Origin of the sequence: Leuconostoc fallax KCTC 3537 (genome assembly GCF_000165675.1) — a bacterium.
In the GTDB taxonomy this organism is placed as follows: domain Bacteria; phylum Bacillota; class Bacilli; order Lactobacillales; family Lactobacillaceae; genus Leuconostoc_B; species Leuconostoc_B fallax.
This window is the reverse complement of sequence record NZ_AEIZ01000010.1, coordinates 73288-90513: the sequence shown is the minus strand read 5'-3', so window position 1 is coordinate 90513 and position 17226 is coordinate 73288. Positions and strand designations below refer to the sequence as shown.

Below are 17226 nucleotides of genomic sequence, written 5' to 3'. Positions count from 1 at the left end.
TTTGAGGAAAACTTCGAATATGAAAATCGGATTACTATTTAGTGGACAGGGTGCACAACAAGTAGGCATGGGTGCTGACTTGTATGCTAATGTTCCAGAATATCAACAAGTCATTGATCGTGCATCACAGGTTTTAGGTTATGACTTAGCGCAACTGACTGCAGAAGATGAGCAAAAATTAGCGCAAACACAATATGTACAGCCAGCTATTTTAGCAATGAGTACTGGGATTATCACTGCTTTGGGAGATACATTACCAAAGCCAATCGCGGGTCTTGGCTTGAGCTTGGGTGAATATTCAGCTTTGACTGCAGCTGGTGTTATGGACTATGAGCAGGCAGTAGCGATTATTAAAGATCGTGGTGCTTATATGCAAGCTGTTGGTAATGCTAATCCAGGTAAGATGGTTGCCATTATGGGTGATGATCAAGCATTGATTGAAGGTGTATTGGAGAAGTTGCAATCTCAGGGCAAGCGTGTATATGCAGCTAATTACAATACTTTCGCACAACTCGTTATTGGCGGTATTGCGGAAGATGTCGATGAGGCAGTGACAGCCCTAACAGAGGCAGGTATTAAGCGAACAGTGGCATTGCCTGTTTCGGGTGCCTTTCATACACCATTGCTGCAAGAGGCAGCAGATCAATTAGGTGAGCGAATTGCGGATGAAACATTCCATGAGATGACCTTCCCTATTTATTCAAATACCACATCTGATGTCTTTGACATTGATCAACTGCATGATGTTTTAACACGACAATTGATGTCACCAACTTATTTTGCTCAAGCATTACAAAAAATGCTAGATGCAGGTGTTGACACACTAATTGAAGTAGGTCCAAGCAGTACATTGATTAAGTTCGCTAAGAAAATTGCACCTAAAACTGTAAAGCGATATGCCATTACTGATTTGGAGAGTTTCAATGAAGTAAAAGCACTATTGACAAGTGAAGAGGGAGTCTAACATGATGTTTGAAGATAAGACCGTTTTGGTAACTGGTTCATCACGTGGCATTGGTTTAGCTATTGCTAAAGCATTTGCCAAGGCTGGTGCGCATGTGATTTTACATGGCCGTTCAGCAATTAAGCCAGAAGTTTTGGCCGAATTTGCACCAGATACACAAACTGTCCAATTTGATATTGCGGATGCGGATGCAGCAGAAGCAGCAATTAAAGCATTATATAAACAAGAAGGTTTTGCCGGTATTGATGTATTAGTTAATAATGCCGGTATTGTTAACGATAAGTTAGTGATGGGCATGTCAGCAACTGACTTTGCACAAGTGGTCAACACCAATTTAAATGGCACATTTAATGTCACACAACCAATTTTCAAGAAAATGTTGCGTGCACGTACTGGCGCTATCATTAACTTGAGTTCAGTTGTTGGTTTGATGGGTAACATGGGGCAAGCTAACTATGCAGCTTCCAAAGCTGGTATTGTTGGCTTAACAAAGTCATTGGCCAAGGAAGGTGCCTTACGTGGTATCCGTGTCAATGCGATTGCACCAGGTATGATTGTATCTGATATGACTGATAATTTATCAGACAAGGTTAAAGAACAAGTACTTCAAGCTATCCCATTGCAACGATTTGGTAATGTAGAAGAAATCGCACAAACAGCACTCTTCTTAGCAGAAAACCAATATATTACGGGACAAACAATCACAATTGATGGTGGTTTGTATATTTAGTCTTAAGCGAGAGAGGTTTTAACATGACACGAGTAGTAATTACTGGTATGGGTGCGGTTGCACCTTTAGGAAATGATACAGAAACATTTTTGAATGGTATTTTCAATTCTGAAGTTGGTATTCGACCAATTACAAAATTTGATGCATCAGAAACTGGCATCACGGTTGCAGGAGAAGTAGCAGACTTTGATGTGAAATTACGTGTAGGTAAGCGTGATGGCCGCAAGATGGATTTGTTTGCGCAGTATGCGATTGACGCGTCAGACCAAGCACTTGAAAATGCTGGCTTAAAAGATGAAGAAGGTAATGTTAACGTTGCTGATCCAAAGCGTTTTGGCGTACTTTTGGGTAATGGTATTGGTGGTTTAACAACAATTCAAGAACAAGTTATTAAGATGCACGATAAGGGGCCACAACGTGTTAGCCCATTATTCGTCCCAATGTCAATTCCTAACATGGTATCAGGTAACGTGTCACTACGCTTTGGTGCAAAAGGTATCAACGCAACAATCGTGACAGCTTGTGCCAGTGCAACTAACGCTGTTGGTGAAGCATTTTGGAAGATTCAAAGTGGTAAAACAGATGTTATGTTAGCTGGTGGTGCTGAAGCAACAGTTAACGAAATCGGGATTGCTGGTTTCGCTGCTTTGACAGCATTGTCTACTGAAGCTGATCCAGCACAAGCTTCAAAGCCATTCGATAAAAATCGTCATGGCTTCGTATTAGGTGAAGGTAGTGGTGTATTAGTATTAGAGAGTTTGGAACATGCTCAAGCGCGTGGTGCTAAGATATTAGGCGAAATCGTGGGATATGGTGCAACTTCTGATGCGTATCACATGACAAGTCCTGCACCTGATGGTGAAGGGGCAACACGTGCCATGCAAGCCGCATTGGATGATGCGAACATCAAGGCTGAACAAGTGAGCTATATTAATGCACACGGTACAGCAACTGGTGCCAATGATGGTAGTGAAGCACATGCTATTGCTAATGTGTTTGGCGCTAACAATGTATTGGTGAGTTCAACTAAGGGAATGACAGGACATCTTCTTGGTGCAGCTGGTGCCATTGAGTCAGTGATTTCTGTTGGTGCTTTGGTACGCGAAGAATTACCTGTTAACGTCGGCGTTGACGAACAAGATGACGACACAAAACTTGTTGACCTTGTTAATGAAGAAAATCGTCATGTTGCACCAGAATACGTTATGAGTAACTCATTTGGTTTTGGTGGACATAATGCAGTTGTCGTATTTAAGAAGTGGCATGAAGAGGCATAATAAATGAGTTTAACACTTTCCGAAATTAAAGAACTGATTACAGATTTAGAGAATGGTTCATTGCGCGAATTGAGTATTCATGATGGTGATTTTCAATTACACCTATCAAAAAATGATACACCTGCAATGACTACCACAACAGTAGCAGCAGAACCAAGCGTTGCTGCTATTCCGCAAACACCTGCAAGTAATGATGTACATCCACTTGCACAACCAGAAACACCAGGTGTAGAAATTGTTGCGCCAATGGTGGGAACTGTTTATCTACAACCGAAGCCAGAAGCACCCGCCTTCAAGCAAGTCGGCGATCATGTTTCGGTAGGTGAAACAGTGGCTGTTGTGGAAGCAATGAAATTAATGACAGAAATTCATAGTGAAGTAGCCGGCACTATTAGTGAAATTTTGGTCGAAAATGAAGACGTCGTTGACTATAACAAGCCAATTTATCGCGTTATTCCTGACTAAAATATTTCAATAATTGATTAGAAAAGTGACGTGCAAATTTGAGCACAAATTGCGAGCACGTATGTAGCTCGCATTTTTGATATAGAGGACAACATAATCATGACAGTTTTAAACACACAACAAATTCAAGAAATTTTACCTCATCGTTATCCAATGTTGATGTTAGATACAGTGGAAGAACTAGAACCAGGTGAGCGTGCAGTTGCGATTAAAAATATCAGTATCAACGAAGAAATTTTTCAAGGGCACTTCCCTGGTAACCCAACGTTCCCTGGCGCTTTAACAGTTGAAGCTTTGGCACAAACAGGTGCAGTTGCTTTACTTTCTTTACCAGAATTTAAGGGAAAGACTGCTTATTTTGGTGGTATTAAGAAAGCGCGTTATCGTAAGATGGTGCGTCCTGGTGACCAACTACGTCTCGAAGTTAAATTAGATCGTTTGCGTGGTAATGTTGGCTCAGGTAAGGGAATCGCGTACATTGATGGTAAGAAGGCGACGACAGCAGAGTTGACATTCATAGTTGGAGATTAATATGTTTAAAAAAGTTTTGGTGGCCAATCGAGGAGAAGTCGCCGTTCGAATTATTCGCACCTTAAAAGAAATGGGTATTGCTTCAGTAGCTATTTATTCTACTGCAGATAAAGATAGTTTACATGTTCAAATTGCGGATGAAGCCATTACAGTTGGTGGCCCACGACCTAAAGATTCATACTTGAATATGAAGAATATTTTAAGCGCCGCATTATTAACTGGTGCTGATGCGATTCATCCAGGATATGGTTTTTTATCTGAAAATTCATTATTTGCTGAAATGGTTGGCGAAGTAGGTATTACTTGGATTGGACCAAAACCTGAAACCATTGATTTAATGGGAAATAAAGAACATGCACGTGAGTCTATGAAAGTAGCGGGCGTTCCAGTTATTCCCGGTTCAGATGGTTTTGTTCATAATTTTGATGAAGCCAAAACTGTTGCTGATCGTATAGGTTATCCATTGCTACTCAAAGCATCTGCTGGTGGTGGTGGTAAAGGCATGCGTTTTGTTTATTCTGAAAGCGAATTGTCAGATAAATTTGATGATGCACAAAATGAAGCCCGCGCTGCTTATGGTGACGATCATATGTATATCGAAAAAGTTATGCAACAGGTACGTCATATTGAAGTACAAATCTTTCGTGATCAACAAGGGCATACGATTTATTTGCCAGAACGTAATTGCTCATTACAACGTAAAAATCAAAAAGTTCTGGAAGAAAGTCCAGCAACCGGTATAACTGATGCAATGCGTGCTGATTTAGGTAAAATTGCGACAACTGCCGCTGATGCTGTTGGCTACATCAATACGGGAACAATTGAATTTTTGGAAGATAGAGATGGTAATTTCTACTTCATGGAAATGAATACACGTATCCAAGTTGAGCATCCTGTAACAGAAATGGTAACTGGCCTTGATTTAATTAAATTACAAATTCAAGTTGCTGCCGGCGAGAATTTGCCAGTAACGCAAGATGAAGTTCAAGTACAAGGCCATTCAATTGAATCACGGTTGAATGCTGAGCGTCCTGCAGCAGAATTTGCGCCAAGTGCGGGAACAATTGATTTTGTTTTCTTACCAACTGGTGGACCAGGTGTGCGTTTAGATACAGCCGTATTCTCTGGTGATAAAATCCAACCGTTTTATGACTCGATGATTGGTAAAGTAATTGTTCATGCGGACGATCGCGGACAAGCTATCGCGAAATTACAACGAGTATTAGGTGAGATTAGTATTAAAGGAATTGAAACAAACCGTACTTTCCAACAAGCTTTGGTATCAGATCCGCAAGTACAACGTGGTGATTTTAATACGCGTTATTTGGAAACTGAATTTTTGCCTCGTTGGTCAGAAAGTTTGCCAGGAACGGAGTAATCAATGAATATATTTGATCAGCACAAACATCAAACTGCCAAAATAAAGCGACAAGATAATGTGAATGAGCGAATTCCAGATGGATTATTCTTAGCATGTCCATACTGTGGCGCCCAAATGTATAATAAGCAACTTGGACGCTACCGTGTTTGTTCTAAATGTGGATATGGATTCCGTTTGCAAGCTAGAGAGCGTGTTACGTTATTTACTGATACGTTCACTGAAATGGATGCGGATATTGTACAAACAAATCCAGATTTTCCAGGTTATGCAGATAAATTGTCTCGTGCGCAAGAACAGACTGATTTAGGTGAATCTGTTCTAACTGGAGAAGCAGTCATTAAGGGACAAAAAGTTGCCTTAGGTGTGATGGATCCTTACTTCATGATGGCTTCTTTGGGTAGCAAAACAGGTGAAAAAATCACGCGCTTGTTTGAATATGCTACAGAAAATCAGCTACCTGTTGTATTGTTCACAGCTTCTGGTGGTGCTCGTATGCAAGAGGGAATTAATTCTTTGATGCAAATGGCTAAAATATCAGCTGCTGTGGCACAACATCAAGAAGCTGGATTACTATACTTGGTTGTCTTAACTGATCCTACCACTGGGGGGGTTACGGCTAGTTTTGCGATGCAAGGAGATGTCACTTTGGCAGAGCCACATGCATTAGTTGGTTTTGCTGGTGCTCGAGTGATTGAGTCAACGATTCATGAAAAGTTACCAAAAGATTTTCAACGTGCCGAGACATTATTAAAGAATGGTTTTGTGGATAAAATAGTGCCACGTGAAACATTAGCTGATACCATTGGCCAATTAGTAGCATTACACCAATCTACGGAGGTTTAACATGGCTTTATTTAAACGAGAATTATCACCAGCACGAATTGTCAAAAAATCACGAGAAGATCGTTTTGCTGCGCGTGAAATCATTGACGGTGTGTTTACTGATTTTATTGAATTACATGGCGATCGTTTAAGTGGTGATGATAATAGTATTATTGGTGGCATTGCCCGATTAAATGGACAACCGGTAACTGTGATTGTGATTGACAGAGGAACCGATATTCAAGATAAAATTAGCAAGCGAAATGGCTCACCAGAACCATATGGTTATCGTAAAGCGCAACGCTTGATGGCACAGGCTAATAAGTTTAATCGACCAATCATTACATTTATTAATACACCTGGTGCTTTTCCTGGTAAGACAGCTGAAGCACAAGGGCAAGGGGAAGCTATTGCGCAAAGTATTCTTAAATCAATGAAATTGACTGTTCCAATGATTGCCATTATTTATGGTGAAGCGGGTTCAGGTGGCGCTTTGGCGTTAGCAACGAGTGATCAAGTTTGGATGTTCCAAAATGCTACGTATTCTATTTTGTCACCTGAAGGTTTTGCATCCATTTTGTGGAAAGATTCAAAACGTGCTGATGAAGCTGCAGATGTCATGGGTCTGACACCAAAAGACTTAATGGAAAAGCAAATTATTGAATATATCATACCAGAAGGTCGTAATCATCCACGCGTATTTAATTTGATCCGTAAACGTTTGGATGACGAAATCACATCATTACAGACATTAGCACCTAATGAATTGTTAGCAAAACGTCGTGCACGATTCCGCGCATTTTAAAAATATAGTGATTTAATGGTGAAAATGTTACAATAGGTATAGGTTATTTGAGTTTAGACCGTACTTATATTGGGGTCGTTCTTGGAATTCGACAGGTTACTTTTGAGCATTGGCTGCGTTTCGCCATCCGGGCGTTAAGCGGGCAGATTTTAACTGCAAAAAACGAAAACTCTTACGCTGTAGCTGCTTAAAAACCAGTGTGCGTAGCTTGGGTTAGGGTGCCGACATCTTAATTCAGGCCATAAAAAAGGTCGGCTCGTTTAGTTTGCTGAATCTGGACAAATTAAATTAAATTGACGGATTAGCATTAGTGATGAGCTACGTGTTATGGCGGACATTAATGTGAAATTTAAATGATGACACTATGAACGTAGAAGCTGATGTTTCTGGTAGTTTGGACAGGGGTTCGAATCCCCTCGGCTCCACTAAGCATTTCATGGCGTTGCATAAGGTTTTAAAACCTTGATGTGGCGCTTTTTTGTACAAAAATGTTGCACTGTATTGCATATTTAGGCAATGTTAAGTTACTACAGCGCTATTTTGATGACAGGTAGTATTCGACGTATGATACTTGGCATAATTATTAAAGGTTGTATACAGATATTGTTAGTATATAAATAAGTACATTTCTTATGGTAAAACAGCTTTCACAGCATTAAAATAGACACAATAAAACCACGCGTTAGATTAAATATAGCGCGTGGTTTTTTATAATATTGCATTTTATAATTTTATCGCATCGGAAAATTGAATCAATCACACTAAAAACAGTAAATACAAGACAACAAAGCATCCTAGCGTAACAGTCACAATGACAAGCGCTAAGATGTCTTTATAAAGTAAAAATAGGATACTTATTGAGATGATGAATAAGAGTGGATAAGTATCATTATCAGCTAGAAGAATAGCGATGCCATAATCGTGTGATTTAAATGTTAATTAAATCACAATTAGAACTGATTGGAAATCATAGTGCCGTGATGAAGGCAATGAGACCAAATACAATACCGGGGAAATTAGCTAACGCGACAGGTATATCGTGGTGCTTTTTTTGAGGGCATACACAACCCACAATGTACAGTTAATAGCTGCTACTAATGGCTGTAGCGGATTTCCCTTGGAACCAGCTAAGTTATCTGCTATTTGAGGAATATACGATACATACATTAATACGGCCATGACAGTCGCAATCCAGCTTAGATACTTTATAAATTTTGTCTCTTGCATGATGTTTTTTCCCTTTCTATTATGCGGTTTAATAATACATCAAAGTGAAAAAAATCACAACATGGATTGTATTAATTAAAAATACCCAATATATTGACCAGTCGATTATTTTGGCATACTGTTTGCCATTAGAGCTGTTTTTCTTTCCAATCCAGCTGACAAGCTAATGAGATTAATGATATGCTTGATAGGTTAACAAGCCAATACAGGGTATGTTATTTAATTGAATGGGAGATAAAGATGCATATTATTTCAACTATTTTAGTTATAGTGGTAGCGTTAGAAGCTATTGGCATCATGTTATTAGAGATGTTTGGTTCACCTCAAAAGCTATCAGTGGCATTTGGTTTCAGTGAAGCATATACAAGGATGGCAGAGACGCGTATATCAATGAAGAATCAAGGCCTCTACAATGGCTTTATCGGTATTGGTTTATTGATTAATCGTTTTGCTTTTCCTGACAATGCACAATATTCTGGGAGTATATTATTCGTGATTTTTGTCTGTCTTGCGGCAGTATATGGTGCTATAACAGCCCAAAATATTAAAATTTTATTATTACAAGGCACTCCAGCCATTTTGGCATTATTATCATTATTATTTTTAAAATAACAAACATCGAAAGATCTTTTGCGCAGTAGTTTCTTCGCAAGAGATCTTTTTATTTTTGACCTCATTTAGCGTTTTATCATCAATTAAGACCGAAAACTTGACAACCGTCAATTAAAATAAAAGGCGCTTCAACTAAACTAGTAGTTGAGGAGGAAAGTATGTTGAAAATATTACAATTGACAAACCAACATCAAAAGATTTACATCGTGCTAATGACAAGTTTGATTATTGTATCTTTTGTAAGTGGTTGGTTGGGAAACGGGATGATTGGGCATTTTATCATGCTGGTTGTTACGATTCTCGGGGGGAGTCCAATTGTTATCCAAGGTATTTCGGCTTTACGATATAAAGTCGTTTCCATCGAGCTTTTAGTTTCATTCGCAGTTATCGGTGCTATTTTGATTGGGGAATTTAGTGAATCTGGTATTGTGGTGTGGCTATTTGCCTTGGGTCGCTTTTTAGAAGCTAGAACCTTAACCCGAACACGCTCAGCCATTGCACAGCTTGTTCAATTAATGCCCAAACAAGCATTACGTATCTCAACACCAACCAGTAGAATATTTGAGCTGATTGATATTGATGATATTCAAGTGGGTGATTATGTATTGGTTAAAACCGGTTCGCAAATTCCAGTAGACGGTAAAATTGTGAACGGTGAGGGCGCCATTAATGAAGCAAGCATTACTGGGGAATCAAAAATCAATTTTAAATCACAGGCACAGAATGTTTTTGCTGGGACGAGTTTGGATAGTGGTACTTTAGTCATTCAAGCCGATAAAGTTGGTGAGGATACGGCTTTTGGGAAAATCATTGATTTAGTTGAAACATCTCAGGATAGTCAATCGCAAGCACAGCAAATAATTGATCGTTTTGCCAAATATTACACACCAGTTGTACTCGTACTGGCCGTTTTGATCGGTATTGTAACACGAGATATTCGCTTAGCAATAACCGTACTGATATTGGGATGCCCAGGTGCGCTTGTGATTGGTGTACCAGTATCTACCGTAGCAGGTATTGGTGTTGCGGCAAGGCATGGCATTTTAGTAAAGGGAAGTGAAGCACTTGTTCAATTGAGAAAAGTGACAACATTTGCTTTTGATAAAACAGGTACCGTAACAAAAGGAACGCCAACAGTAACTGCGGTTCAAAATTATCAAGGCCTTGAAATGCAGAATTTAGCCATAGTTGCCAGTATAGAGCACGAGTCTAACCATCCATTAGCACAGGCGATTCAGAAAGAATATACAACGCTTGAGTTGATGCCGATTGATAAAACGGTGGTCATCAAAGGGAAAGGGATTGTTGCCAATGTAGGACAACAACAAGTAGTGGTCGGTAATCAGCAGTTAATGCACGACTACGACATTGATTTGACGATTGGTCAGCAAGATACTGATTATTTTCTACGAGAAGGCTATTCATTAGTTTATGTTGCAATGAATCATCAACTGCATCTGTTATTAGGCATTCATGATCCACTTAAGCCTGAAGCAACAAAGATTATGCAACAGCTACGAGAGCTGGATAATCAACGGCTGGTTTTGATGTCAGGTGATCAGCAAAGAGCTGTTGAAATAGTGGCACACCAATTAAAGTTAACCCAAGCTTATGGTGATTGTTTACCAGAAAACAAGATGGCGCTCATCCAGCAATATCAATCACACGGAGAACGTGTTGCATTTGTTGGCGACGGGGTCAATGATAGTCCAGCTTTGGTGACAGCCAATGTGGGGATAGCCATGGGAAATGGTACAGATATTGCAATGGATGTCGCTGACATTGTTTTGATGCATGCTGACTTAAATAAATTACCTTTGGCAGTCAAAATTGCCCGTGCTACGGCCATGAATATGTATCAAAACATTATTATTGCGATGCTAACCGTTGTATTTTTATTAATTGGGCTGTTCACCGGTTATATCTTCATGGCATCAGGCATGTTGATTCACGAATTAAGTATTATCGTTGTTACCTTAAATGGCGTTCGATTATTACGCTTATAGTGAATAGTTATTGATAAAGTATTATTTAAGAAAAGAGGAAATCATGGTTAAGGTAACGATGACCTTAGGACAATTATCTTGTCCTTCATGTCTCACTAAAATTCAAAAAGTTATTGAAAAACAAACAGGTGTTACAGATGTGCAAACTTTATTTAATGCTGGAAAATTAAAGACAGTTATTGATCAAGAAAAGATTCAAGCAAAAGATTTAGCACATATTATTGAGCAACTCGGTTATACAGTCGAAAAAATTACAATTAAGGAGCAGTAGTCATGACAAACGAAGCATTATTTGAAGCTGAACAAACCAAAAGTCAAAGGGATCATCATACACCAACAGCAGGTGCAATGACGAGTCATATTGTTGCGAATTTAGTGATTCATAGCTTAAAAATTAGGCAGGCAAAATGGTTTATTAAAGGATCAGAAACACTATTTATCAGACAATATGCTGATGAATGGATCAATCAGGAACAGGATTTTTTAAACCAAATTAACGATATTTTAATCAGTGAACAAGAAATGGTGGCGACACTGACAACCCAGTTCCAAGAATATACTGCTTTAACGGAGTCAGGCGCACAAAAATATGCTACGGGAGAGCAACAGTTATTTGATTTAGTTAAAGATTTTGATACCCAATTGCTCTTTATTGTTAAAGCTATCGCTTTGGCCGATAAAGAAGGTAAATTGGCATTGTCAGCGGTCTTGAAGTTATTGTATGCTTGGATAGCACAACAAATTAGTTTGACACAACGTTTCTTGAATCATGATATACGAGAAGGGCTGTATGAAGAGGACGATGATGATGACTAAAAATAAAGGTGAATGAATGTGAGTGAACAATTATGTGTCCAGTTAGTCCCCTTATTCAAGCAACTAGGGTTAGCAAGTCAAAGAAAAATTGAACAATTAGTTGAATATCATTATGTTAAGCGTGGTGAAATGGTTTTTTCGCCATTAATGTCACAGCAAATGATTATGATTAAAAGTGGTAGTATTAAAATCTTTCAGTTAAGCACTGATGGGCAAGAACAGTTACTACGAGTACTTAGTGCTGGTGAATATGCGGGGGAACGCTGGTTATTTGGCCAAAAGAATGAAACCTTATATGCACAGGCCCGTGTTGATTCTGAAGTGTGTTTGATTCGCTATCAGAATTTTAATCAATTATTATTACAGTATCCAAGTTTAAGTATTCAATTGTTACAATTGACAATTGAAAAAGTAAATCATCTCGAGCAACATCGTCAGATTCTAGCTATTAGTCGTGTTGAGGCACGTATTGCAGCCTACCTGATGATGTTACAGCAAGAACAAAATCAAAGTGACATAACAATGCCTTATAAATTAAAAGAGTTAGCGACCTATTTAGGAACGACACCTGAAACAATTTCACGCAAGTTGAAATTGCTAGAACGTCACCAACTGGTTGTTAGAAATCATATGCATATTAAGCTTTTGAATATACCGGCGTTACAAGAGATGTATTTATAAAATAAAAAACCGCTATTTAGCGGTTTTTTGTTGGCATTAAAAATCATAATCATCTTCAACCATTGGTTCAGCAGTACCCATTAAGTAACCAGCACCAACTTGTGAGAAGAAATCATGGTTTGCAGTCTCACTAGAGATGCCATTCATCACAATCGGATTAATATCTTCTAGTGAAATGTCTGGATAACGCGAGTCAAATCCCATATTTTGTAGTGATTTATTGGCATTGTACTTAACAAATGTTTTGACTTCTTCGGCCAAACCAATCTTGGCATATAAGTCATCTGTATAAGCAAATTCATTTTCTAACAAGTCATCAAGAACAGGGTACATCCAATCCGTCAGCTTTTTTGTTCTGGCTCAGATAACTGTTGGTATCCGAGTTTGAATTTGTAGCCAAGATAAGTCCCGTGGACAGATTCATCACGAATGACTAATTTAATAATTTCAGCTAAATTAGCTAGTTTATTGTTACCCAAATACCATAATGGTGTAAAAAAGTTACTATAATATAGAATACCTTCCAGGAAGACACTGGCAATTTTTTGTTGTAAGCCATCTCCGGTTTTATAAATTTCGTTAACGACTTGTGCTTTATACTGCATTCTTTCGTTATTGTTCATCCACGAATAAATGGCATCGATATCTTTGCGCACGTTCAAAGAAGTTAAAATAGTGCCGTAGCTCTTTGCATGAATCGACTCCATTAATAAGAAGTCATTAAGTACAGCTGTTTCTTTACGTGTTAACACATCATCACGCATAACATGACAGCCAGCTTCAGATTGTAGTGTGTCTAATAGTGCAAGACCACCAACTGCTTTTTTGACCACATCGCGCTCATCGTCAGTGAGACTTTGCCAATCTGACATATCTTGAGAAACTGGTACACGTGTATCTAGCCAAAACTGGGCAGTTGCCTTATCCCAAACAAATTCATCTAATTCATCTTCAATGTCATCCCAGTTAATTGCTGTATAATTTTTTGCCATCTTATCGTTATCCCCCAATTTTAAAAATTGTAATCTTGACTATCCATATTTTCAGTATTATGTTGTGCAACCGTATACTGACTGGCATCATGCGTAAATTGATTTTCATCGACAACTTGTGCATTGATTTTGGTATAAGTTGTACTTGGCGTTGTTGCTTTGAATACCAAAGCCATGGTATTTTCCAAACCTAATAGTGTCAATGTCCGGTCAATACCCAATTGCAATAGCGATAAGACGTCATTTTGATATTGGTTTTCCCAACTATTAGCCGTTAAACGTGCGGTTTCTTGTGTTAAAATACTTTGCAAAACTTGGGTAACTTTATCTTGAATATGTGCCTGTTGTGTCGGTGTGGCCTCGTTAAAGTTCAACTTGAATTTATGACCGGTATAGATGGCTGCAATAGCATTGTCACGGATAATCAGTTCGCCAATGAAAGTGATATTTTTTAAATCATAAGCTTGTGATAATTCAAAAAGATCAAAAAGATGAACATACGTCAGACAAGTTGTGATGATGACGTTAGCGGCTTGCTTTTCTAGTACATTATCGCTGTCATACATGTTACGTAGTGTCGCAATCATAGCCTGTAGTTGTGGGTTTTCACCAGCATTTTTAAATAATGTTTTGACCACTGCTTTATCTTGAAAGGCTAACAGGATAGTACTCATACTTTTAGCATGTACTGATGCCATGAATGTCATGTTATTAAAGACAGAAGACTCTTCTTGTGTTCTTCTGTTTTTTGTAATGTTGGTAAACTGATTTCTGATTGGAAACTTTCTAGTGTGGCTAAATCAGCCAATGATTGTGCTAATGCGTCGTGTTCATCTTGTGCTAATGCTTCCCATCCTGTTTTATCTTCAATGACAGGGACTCGAGTATCTAGCCAAAAATTAGCAACCATTTGCTGCCAAGTATATTGATCAAGTGTATCTTCAATTTCATTCCAGTTAATAGCACGGTAGTATAAATAATCCTTCATATCTTATCTCCTCATTAAATCATGCACGATTCACATTCGTTAGCAGTGTGTATTTCTAAATCATTAGTAAATGTACGCACATAGTAAAGTGAGCGAATGCCTTTACGCCAAGCATAGTTGCGCAAATGATTGAGATCACGGGTTGTCATCGTTGGATTATCATCATTCTTCCATTCGTATAATCCCTTTGGCAAAATTGAACGCATGAAGAGTGTTAAGCTCATACCTTGATCAATGTGTTTTTGAGCAACTGCATAAGTATCAATAATCTTACGTTGATCCATTTCGTAGGCAACTTGATAGTAGGGCATTGTTTTATTAGAAAGATAAGGTGCCGGATAGAAAATAGCGCCAACTTTCTCTTCCTGACGATGCTCCACAAGCTGTGTAATGGGGTGCAATGATGCACTTGTCTCATTGATATAGGCCGTTGAACCATTGGGCGCAACTGCTAGGCGATTACGGTGATATAAACCATATTGCTGTACATTTTGTTTTAACGTTTGCCAATCTGCAATGGTTGGTAATTGGATATTTTTAAAGATTTCTGCTACTTGATTAGACTTAAATGTAAATGGTTTTTGGAGATATTGATCGAAATAACTACCATCGGCGTATGTCGACTTTTCAAAGTCTTTGAACGTCGTTTGTTTTCCTTAGCAATTTCATTACTAGCGACCAATGAGTAATAATTAAGTGCTAAGAAGTAAGCATCTGTAAATTCTAATGCTTCGGGAGAACCATACATGATTTCATGGCAAGCCAGTGCTGTATGCAAGCCCATCGCTCCTAAGCCAATTGTATGGTATAAAGCGTTACCTTTTTGAATCGTTGGGACTTCTTCAATATTGGTATGATCTGTCACCGTTGTTAATCCCTTAACCGCATTGATGATTGATTGACCAAAATCAGGTGCCGTTAACATATTTTGAATATTTGTTGACCCTAAGTTACAGCTAATATCCGTCCCAACTTGGTCATATGACAAGTCAATATTGAGTGTTGAAGGTTCTTGTGGCTGCAAAATTTCACTACACAAATTACTCATGATAATTTTACCGGTTACCGGATTATAGCGATTAGCAGTATCAATATTGAGAATATAGGGATAACCAGATTCTTGTTGTAGTCGTGAAATTTCTTGTTCTAATTCACGCGCATTAATTTTAGTTTTGCGTATTTCGGGGTTGTTAACTAAATTGTCGTATTCCTGAGTGATATCAATATATGAAAAAGGCTTGTGATAATAACGCTCAACATCATAAGGGCTAAACAAATACATGGGTAAGTTTGTTTTGAGTAGTTCATAATATTTATCTGGTACAACAAGCCCTAGCGACAAGGTCTTAACTCTGATTTTCTCATCAGCATTTTCTTTTTTAGTGGACAAGAAAGAGAGAATATCTGGATGAAATACATTTAAATAAACAACGCCAGCACCATTACGTTGACCTAATTGATTACTGTAGCTAAAGGAGTCTTCTAATAATTTCATAATAGGTACGACACCCGAAGACAAATTTTCAATATGACGAATGGGATCGCCCGCAGCACGCATATTGGATAGGTTAACGCCAACACCACCACCTAAACGTGAGAGTTGCAAAGCTGAATTGACACCACGGCCGACACCCAACATTGAGTCATCCATGTCGATTAAGAAACAAGAGACCATCTCACCACGACGTTTTCTACCTGCATTTAAAAAAGTTGGTGTTGCTGGTTGGTAGCGTTGCGTAATGAGTTCTTCAGCCATAGCTAATGCTAACGTTTTATCACCATTACCAAGATACAGTGCATTTAGTGCAACACGATCAGCATAGTTTTCTAAGTAATATTGATTGTCATCGGTTTTTAGAGCAAATTGATTATAAAATTTATAGGCGCCTAAAAAGCTCTTGAATTGAAAATGAAATTGATTAATCCTATCAAAAAGTGCTGTGATAAAAGAAAAATCAAAGTTAAAATCAGTATCGCTATTTTGTGGAGATACTGGATATTTTTGAAGCAAGGTTTCATCAATATAATCATGGTCGATCAAAAAATGGAGCTTTTCTTTTAAGCTGGTAAACGCCATGGTTTTCGGTGCAATTTCTTCCTTCAGAAAAGCTTCTAAAGCTTCTTTGTCTTTATATAAAGGAATTTGATGATTTTCGGGGATATTTAATTCGTTGTTTAAATAAAAATATGTTTTCTTAATGTGTTGCTTTGTGTTTGTCAAAATACAACGGCCTCCATAATGATTAATTCGTTTGTTTTAAATTGATGATTGTATTGGTAATACGTTCAATATCATATTTATTGCCTCTAAGTTCAAACTCATCTAATACTGGAAATGAGAATTGTTCAGCATATTGCTTGGCTGTTAAGGCAAATTGCTTATTGAAATTACGGTTACCACTACCGATAATGCCTTGGCAAAGGCGATAGTTATCGTGATACGCCAAAAAATGGCGTAGTTTGTCTGTTAAAATTTCTTCAAAGCCATTATCAGTACCATTGCCACCCTTAAGATAGGTTGGTAATATCGCAATAAACGGTCTTGTGACAGTATAAAAATCATCAACAAACTTGACATTAACGAGTTGCATATCAGATGAAGCTTGATTGATATCAGTAAGGTGATGTGCCAAGCGTTTAACAAAAATATCGGTATTACCACTAAGGCTTATATAAATAATATCTAGACTTTCAGTCACTAATATTCTCCTATTCGACATATATATATGATTAAATTAGTGCTGTAAACGGCCGTTGTTTTGCACCACATCATTATGGCATTGGGTATAATTTGTTTGCAATGACATTATAAGTACTTGAAGTTGAGTTTATCGACTATAGCGCGACTGCTGTGTTTTTAATAAATAATATTTAAGGGTTCTCATGATACCGGCGTTTAATTTTAGTTAACTAGCGCAGTTTGCGTGTC

14 protein-coding genes, 1 other RNA gene and 4 pseudogenes are annotated in these 17226 nt (G+C 38.1%); 14 read left to right on the top strand and 5 right to left on the bottom strand.

Translation table 11 applies throughout. The annotated features are described in order from the left end of the window. Positions 1 to 19 precede the first annotated feature (19 nt). From LEUFL_RS0102680 to ssrA, 9 genes are all read left to right on the top strand, one after another. Entirely contained in the window at positions 20 to 964 is a 945-nt protein-coding gene (locus tag LEUFL_RS0102680; protein ID WP_010007289.1) for an ACP S-malonyltransferase, read from the top strand. Position 965: 1 nt separating this feature from the next. After that, positions 966 to 1694 carry a 3-oxoacyl-ACP reductase FabG gene (gene fabG / locus LEUFL_RS0102675; RefSeq protein WP_010007288.1) on the top strand — a complete coding sequence of 243 codons (729 nt, stop codon included), beginning with the start codon at positions 966 to 968 and terminating at the stop codon, positions 1692 to 1694. A 23-nt stretch (positions 1695 to 1717) separates the two neighbouring features. Beyond that, positions 1718 to 2971: a beta-ketoacyl-ACP synthase II gene (fabF, locus tag LEUFL_RS0102670; protein ID WP_010007286.1), complete on the top strand. Its 1254-nt coding sequence runs from the start codon at positions 1718 to 1720 to the stop codon at positions 2969 to 2971. A 3-nt stretch (positions 2972 to 2974) separates the two neighbouring features. Further along, positions 2975 to 3436, top strand: a complete 462-nt coding sequence (gene accB, locus LEUFL_RS0102665; protein WP_010007284.1) for an acetyl-CoA carboxylase biotin carboxyl carrier protein — start codon at positions 2975 to 2977, stop codon at positions 3434 to 3436. Positions 3437 to 3535: 99 nt separating this feature from the next. Then, positions 3536 to 3967 carry a 3-hydroxyacyl-ACP dehydratase FabZ gene (gene fabZ / locus LEUFL_RS0102660; protein ID WP_010007282.1) on the top strand — a complete coding sequence of 144 codons (432 nt, stop codon included), beginning with the start codon at positions 3536 to 3538 and terminating at the stop codon, positions 3965 to 3967. Position 3968: 1 nt separating this feature from the next. After that, positions 3969 to 5345, top strand: coding sequence for an acetyl-CoA carboxylase biotin carboxylase subunit (gene accC / locus LEUFL_RS0102655; RefSeq protein WP_010007281.1), 1377 nt, complete (start codon positions 3969 to 3971; stop codon positions 5343 to 5345). Positions 5346 to 5348: 3 nt separating this feature from the next. Then, positions 5349 to 6191, top strand: a complete 843-nt coding sequence (locus LEUFL_RS0102650) for an acetyl-CoA carboxylase carboxyltransferase subunit beta (RefSeq protein WP_010007280.1) — start codon at positions 5349 to 5351, stop codon at positions 6189 to 6191. Between the two features lies 1 nt (position 6192). Further along, complete coding sequence (accA, locus tag LEUFL_RS0102645) at positions 6193 to 6975, top strand: carboxyltransferase subunit alpha (protein WP_010007279.1); 783 nt, start codon at positions 6193 to 6195, stop codon at positions 6973 to 6975. 71 nt (positions 6976 to 7046) lie between these two features. Beyond that, positions 7047 to 7403: a transfer-messenger RNA gene (gene ssrA / locus LEUFL_RS12595) on the top strand. A gap of 539 nt (positions 7404 to 7942) precedes the next feature. On the opposite strand, the pseudogene LEUFL_RS12955 reads toward ssrA, so the two are convergent. Beyond that, positions 7943 to 8202, bottom strand: a pseudogene (locus tag LEUFL_RS12955) (SemiSWEET family transporter). Positions 8203 to 8442: 240 nt separating this feature from the next. Between LEUFL_RS12955 and LEUFL_RS0102635 the strand changes: the two are divergent. The 5 genes from LEUFL_RS0102635 (at position 8443) to LEUFL_RS0102615 (ending at position 12317) form a co-directional block, all read left to right on the top strand. Continuing rightward, complete coding sequence (locus LEUFL_RS0102635) at positions 8443 to 8814, top strand: DUF1304 domain-containing protein (RefSeq protein WP_010007277.1); 372 nt, start codon at positions 8443 to 8445, stop codon at positions 8812 to 8814. 158 nt (positions 8815 to 8972) lie between these two features. Beyond that, the gene (locus LEUFL_RS0102630) at positions 8973 to 10820 is read left to right on the top strand and encodes a heavy metal translocating P-type ATPase (protein ID WP_010007275.1); all 1848 of its coding nucleotides are present in this window, start codon (positions 8973 to 8975) and stop codon (positions 10818 to 10820) included. A gap of 43 nt (positions 10821 to 10863) precedes the next feature. Beyond that, positions 10864 to 11091 carry a heavy-metal-associated domain-containing protein gene (locus LEUFL_RS0102625; RefSeq protein ID WP_010007273.1) on the top strand — a complete coding sequence of 76 codons (228 nt, stop codon included), beginning with the start codon at positions 10864 to 10866 and terminating at the stop codon, positions 11089 to 11091. Positions 11092 to 11093: 2 nt separating this feature from the next. Next, complete coding sequence (locus LEUFL_RS0102620; protein ID WP_010007271.1) at positions 11094 to 11636, top strand: ferritin family protein; 543 nt, start codon at positions 11094 to 11096, stop codon at positions 11634 to 11636. Between the two features lie 18 nt (positions 11637 to 11654). Beyond that, a complete protein-coding gene (locus LEUFL_RS0102615; RefSeq protein WP_010007270.1) occupies positions 11655 to 12317 on the top strand; it encodes a Crp/Fnr family transcriptional regulator in 663 nt (220 codons plus the stop codon). Between the two features lie 36 nt (positions 12318 to 12353). On the opposite strand, the pseudogene nrdF reads toward LEUFL_RS0102615, so the two are convergent. The 4 genes and pseudogenes from nrdF to nrdI all read right to left on the bottom strand — a co-directional run bounded on the left by nrdF (position 12354) and on the right by nrdI (position 16996). Beyond that, positions 12354 to 13309: pseudogene (gene nrdF, locus LEUFL_RS11115) on the bottom strand (class 1b ribonucleoside-diphosphate reductase subunit beta). Positions 13310 to 13329: 20 nt separating this feature from the next. Continuing rightward, positions 13330 to 14219: pseudogene (locus LEUFL_RS12365) on the bottom strand (ribonucleotide-diphosphate reductase subunit beta). 92 nt (positions 14220 to 14311) lie between these two features. Beyond that, positions 14312 to 16521 (bottom strand): annotated as a pseudogene (gene nrdE / locus LEUFL_RS11105) (class 1b ribonucleoside-diphosphate reductase subunit alpha). Between the two features lie 19 nt (positions 16522 to 16540). Further along, positions 16541 to 16996, bottom strand: coding sequence for a class Ib ribonucleoside-diphosphate reductase assembly flavoprotein NrdI (gene nrdI / locus LEUFL_RS0102590; RefSeq protein ID WP_010007266.1), 456 nt, complete (start codon positions 16994 to 16996; stop codon positions 16541 to 16543). Positions 16997 to 17226 lie beyond the last annotated feature (230 nt).

What these genes read in the sequence shown, in the direction of transcription:
- LEUFL_RS0102680 (WP_010007289.1), top strand. Translation starts at nt 20, where the DNA reads ATGAAAATCGGATTACTATTTAGTGGACAGGGTGCACAACAAGTAGGC.
- fabG (WP_010007288.1), top strand. Translation starts at nt 966, where the DNA reads ATGATGTTTGAAGATAAGACCGTTTTGGTAACTGGTTCATCACGTGGC.
- fabF (WP_010007286.1), top strand. Translation starts at nt 1,718, where the DNA reads ATGACACGAGTAGTAATTACTGGTATGGGTGCGGTTGCACCTTTAGGA.
- accB (WP_010007284.1), top strand. Translation starts at nt 2,975, where the DNA reads ATGAGTTTAACACTTTCCGAAATTAAAGAACTGATTACAGATTTAGAG.
- fabZ (WP_010007282.1), top strand. Translation starts at nt 3,536, where the DNA reads ATGACAGTTTTAAACACACAACAAATTCAAGAAATTTTACCTCATCGT.
- accC (WP_010007281.1), top strand. Translation starts at nt 3,969, where the DNA reads ATGTTTAAAAAAGTTTTGGTGGCCAATCGAGGAGAAGTCGCCGTTCGA.
- LEUFL_RS0102650 (WP_010007280.1), top strand. Translation starts at nt 5,349, where the DNA reads ATGAATATATTTGATCAGCACAAACATCAAACTGCCAAAATAAAGCGA.
- accA (WP_010007279.1), top strand. Translation starts at nt 6,193, where the DNA reads ATGGCTTTATTTAAACGAGAATTATCACCAGCACGAATTGTCAAAAAA.
- LEUFL_RS0102635 (WP_010007277.1), top strand. Translation starts at nt 8,443, where the DNA reads ATGCATATTATTTCAACTATTTTAGTTATAGTGGTAGCGTTAGAAGCT.
- LEUFL_RS0102630 (WP_010007275.1), top strand. Translation starts at nt 8,973, where the DNA reads ATGTTGAAAATATTACAATTGACAAACCAACATCAAAAGATTTACATC.
- LEUFL_RS0102625 (WP_010007273.1), top strand. Translation starts at nt 10,864, where the DNA reads ATGGTTAAGGTAACGATGACCTTAGGACAATTATCTTGTCCTTCATGT.
- LEUFL_RS0102620 (WP_010007271.1), top strand. Translation starts at nt 11,094, where the DNA reads ATGACAAACGAAGCATTATTTGAAGCTGAACAAACCAAAAGTCAAAGG.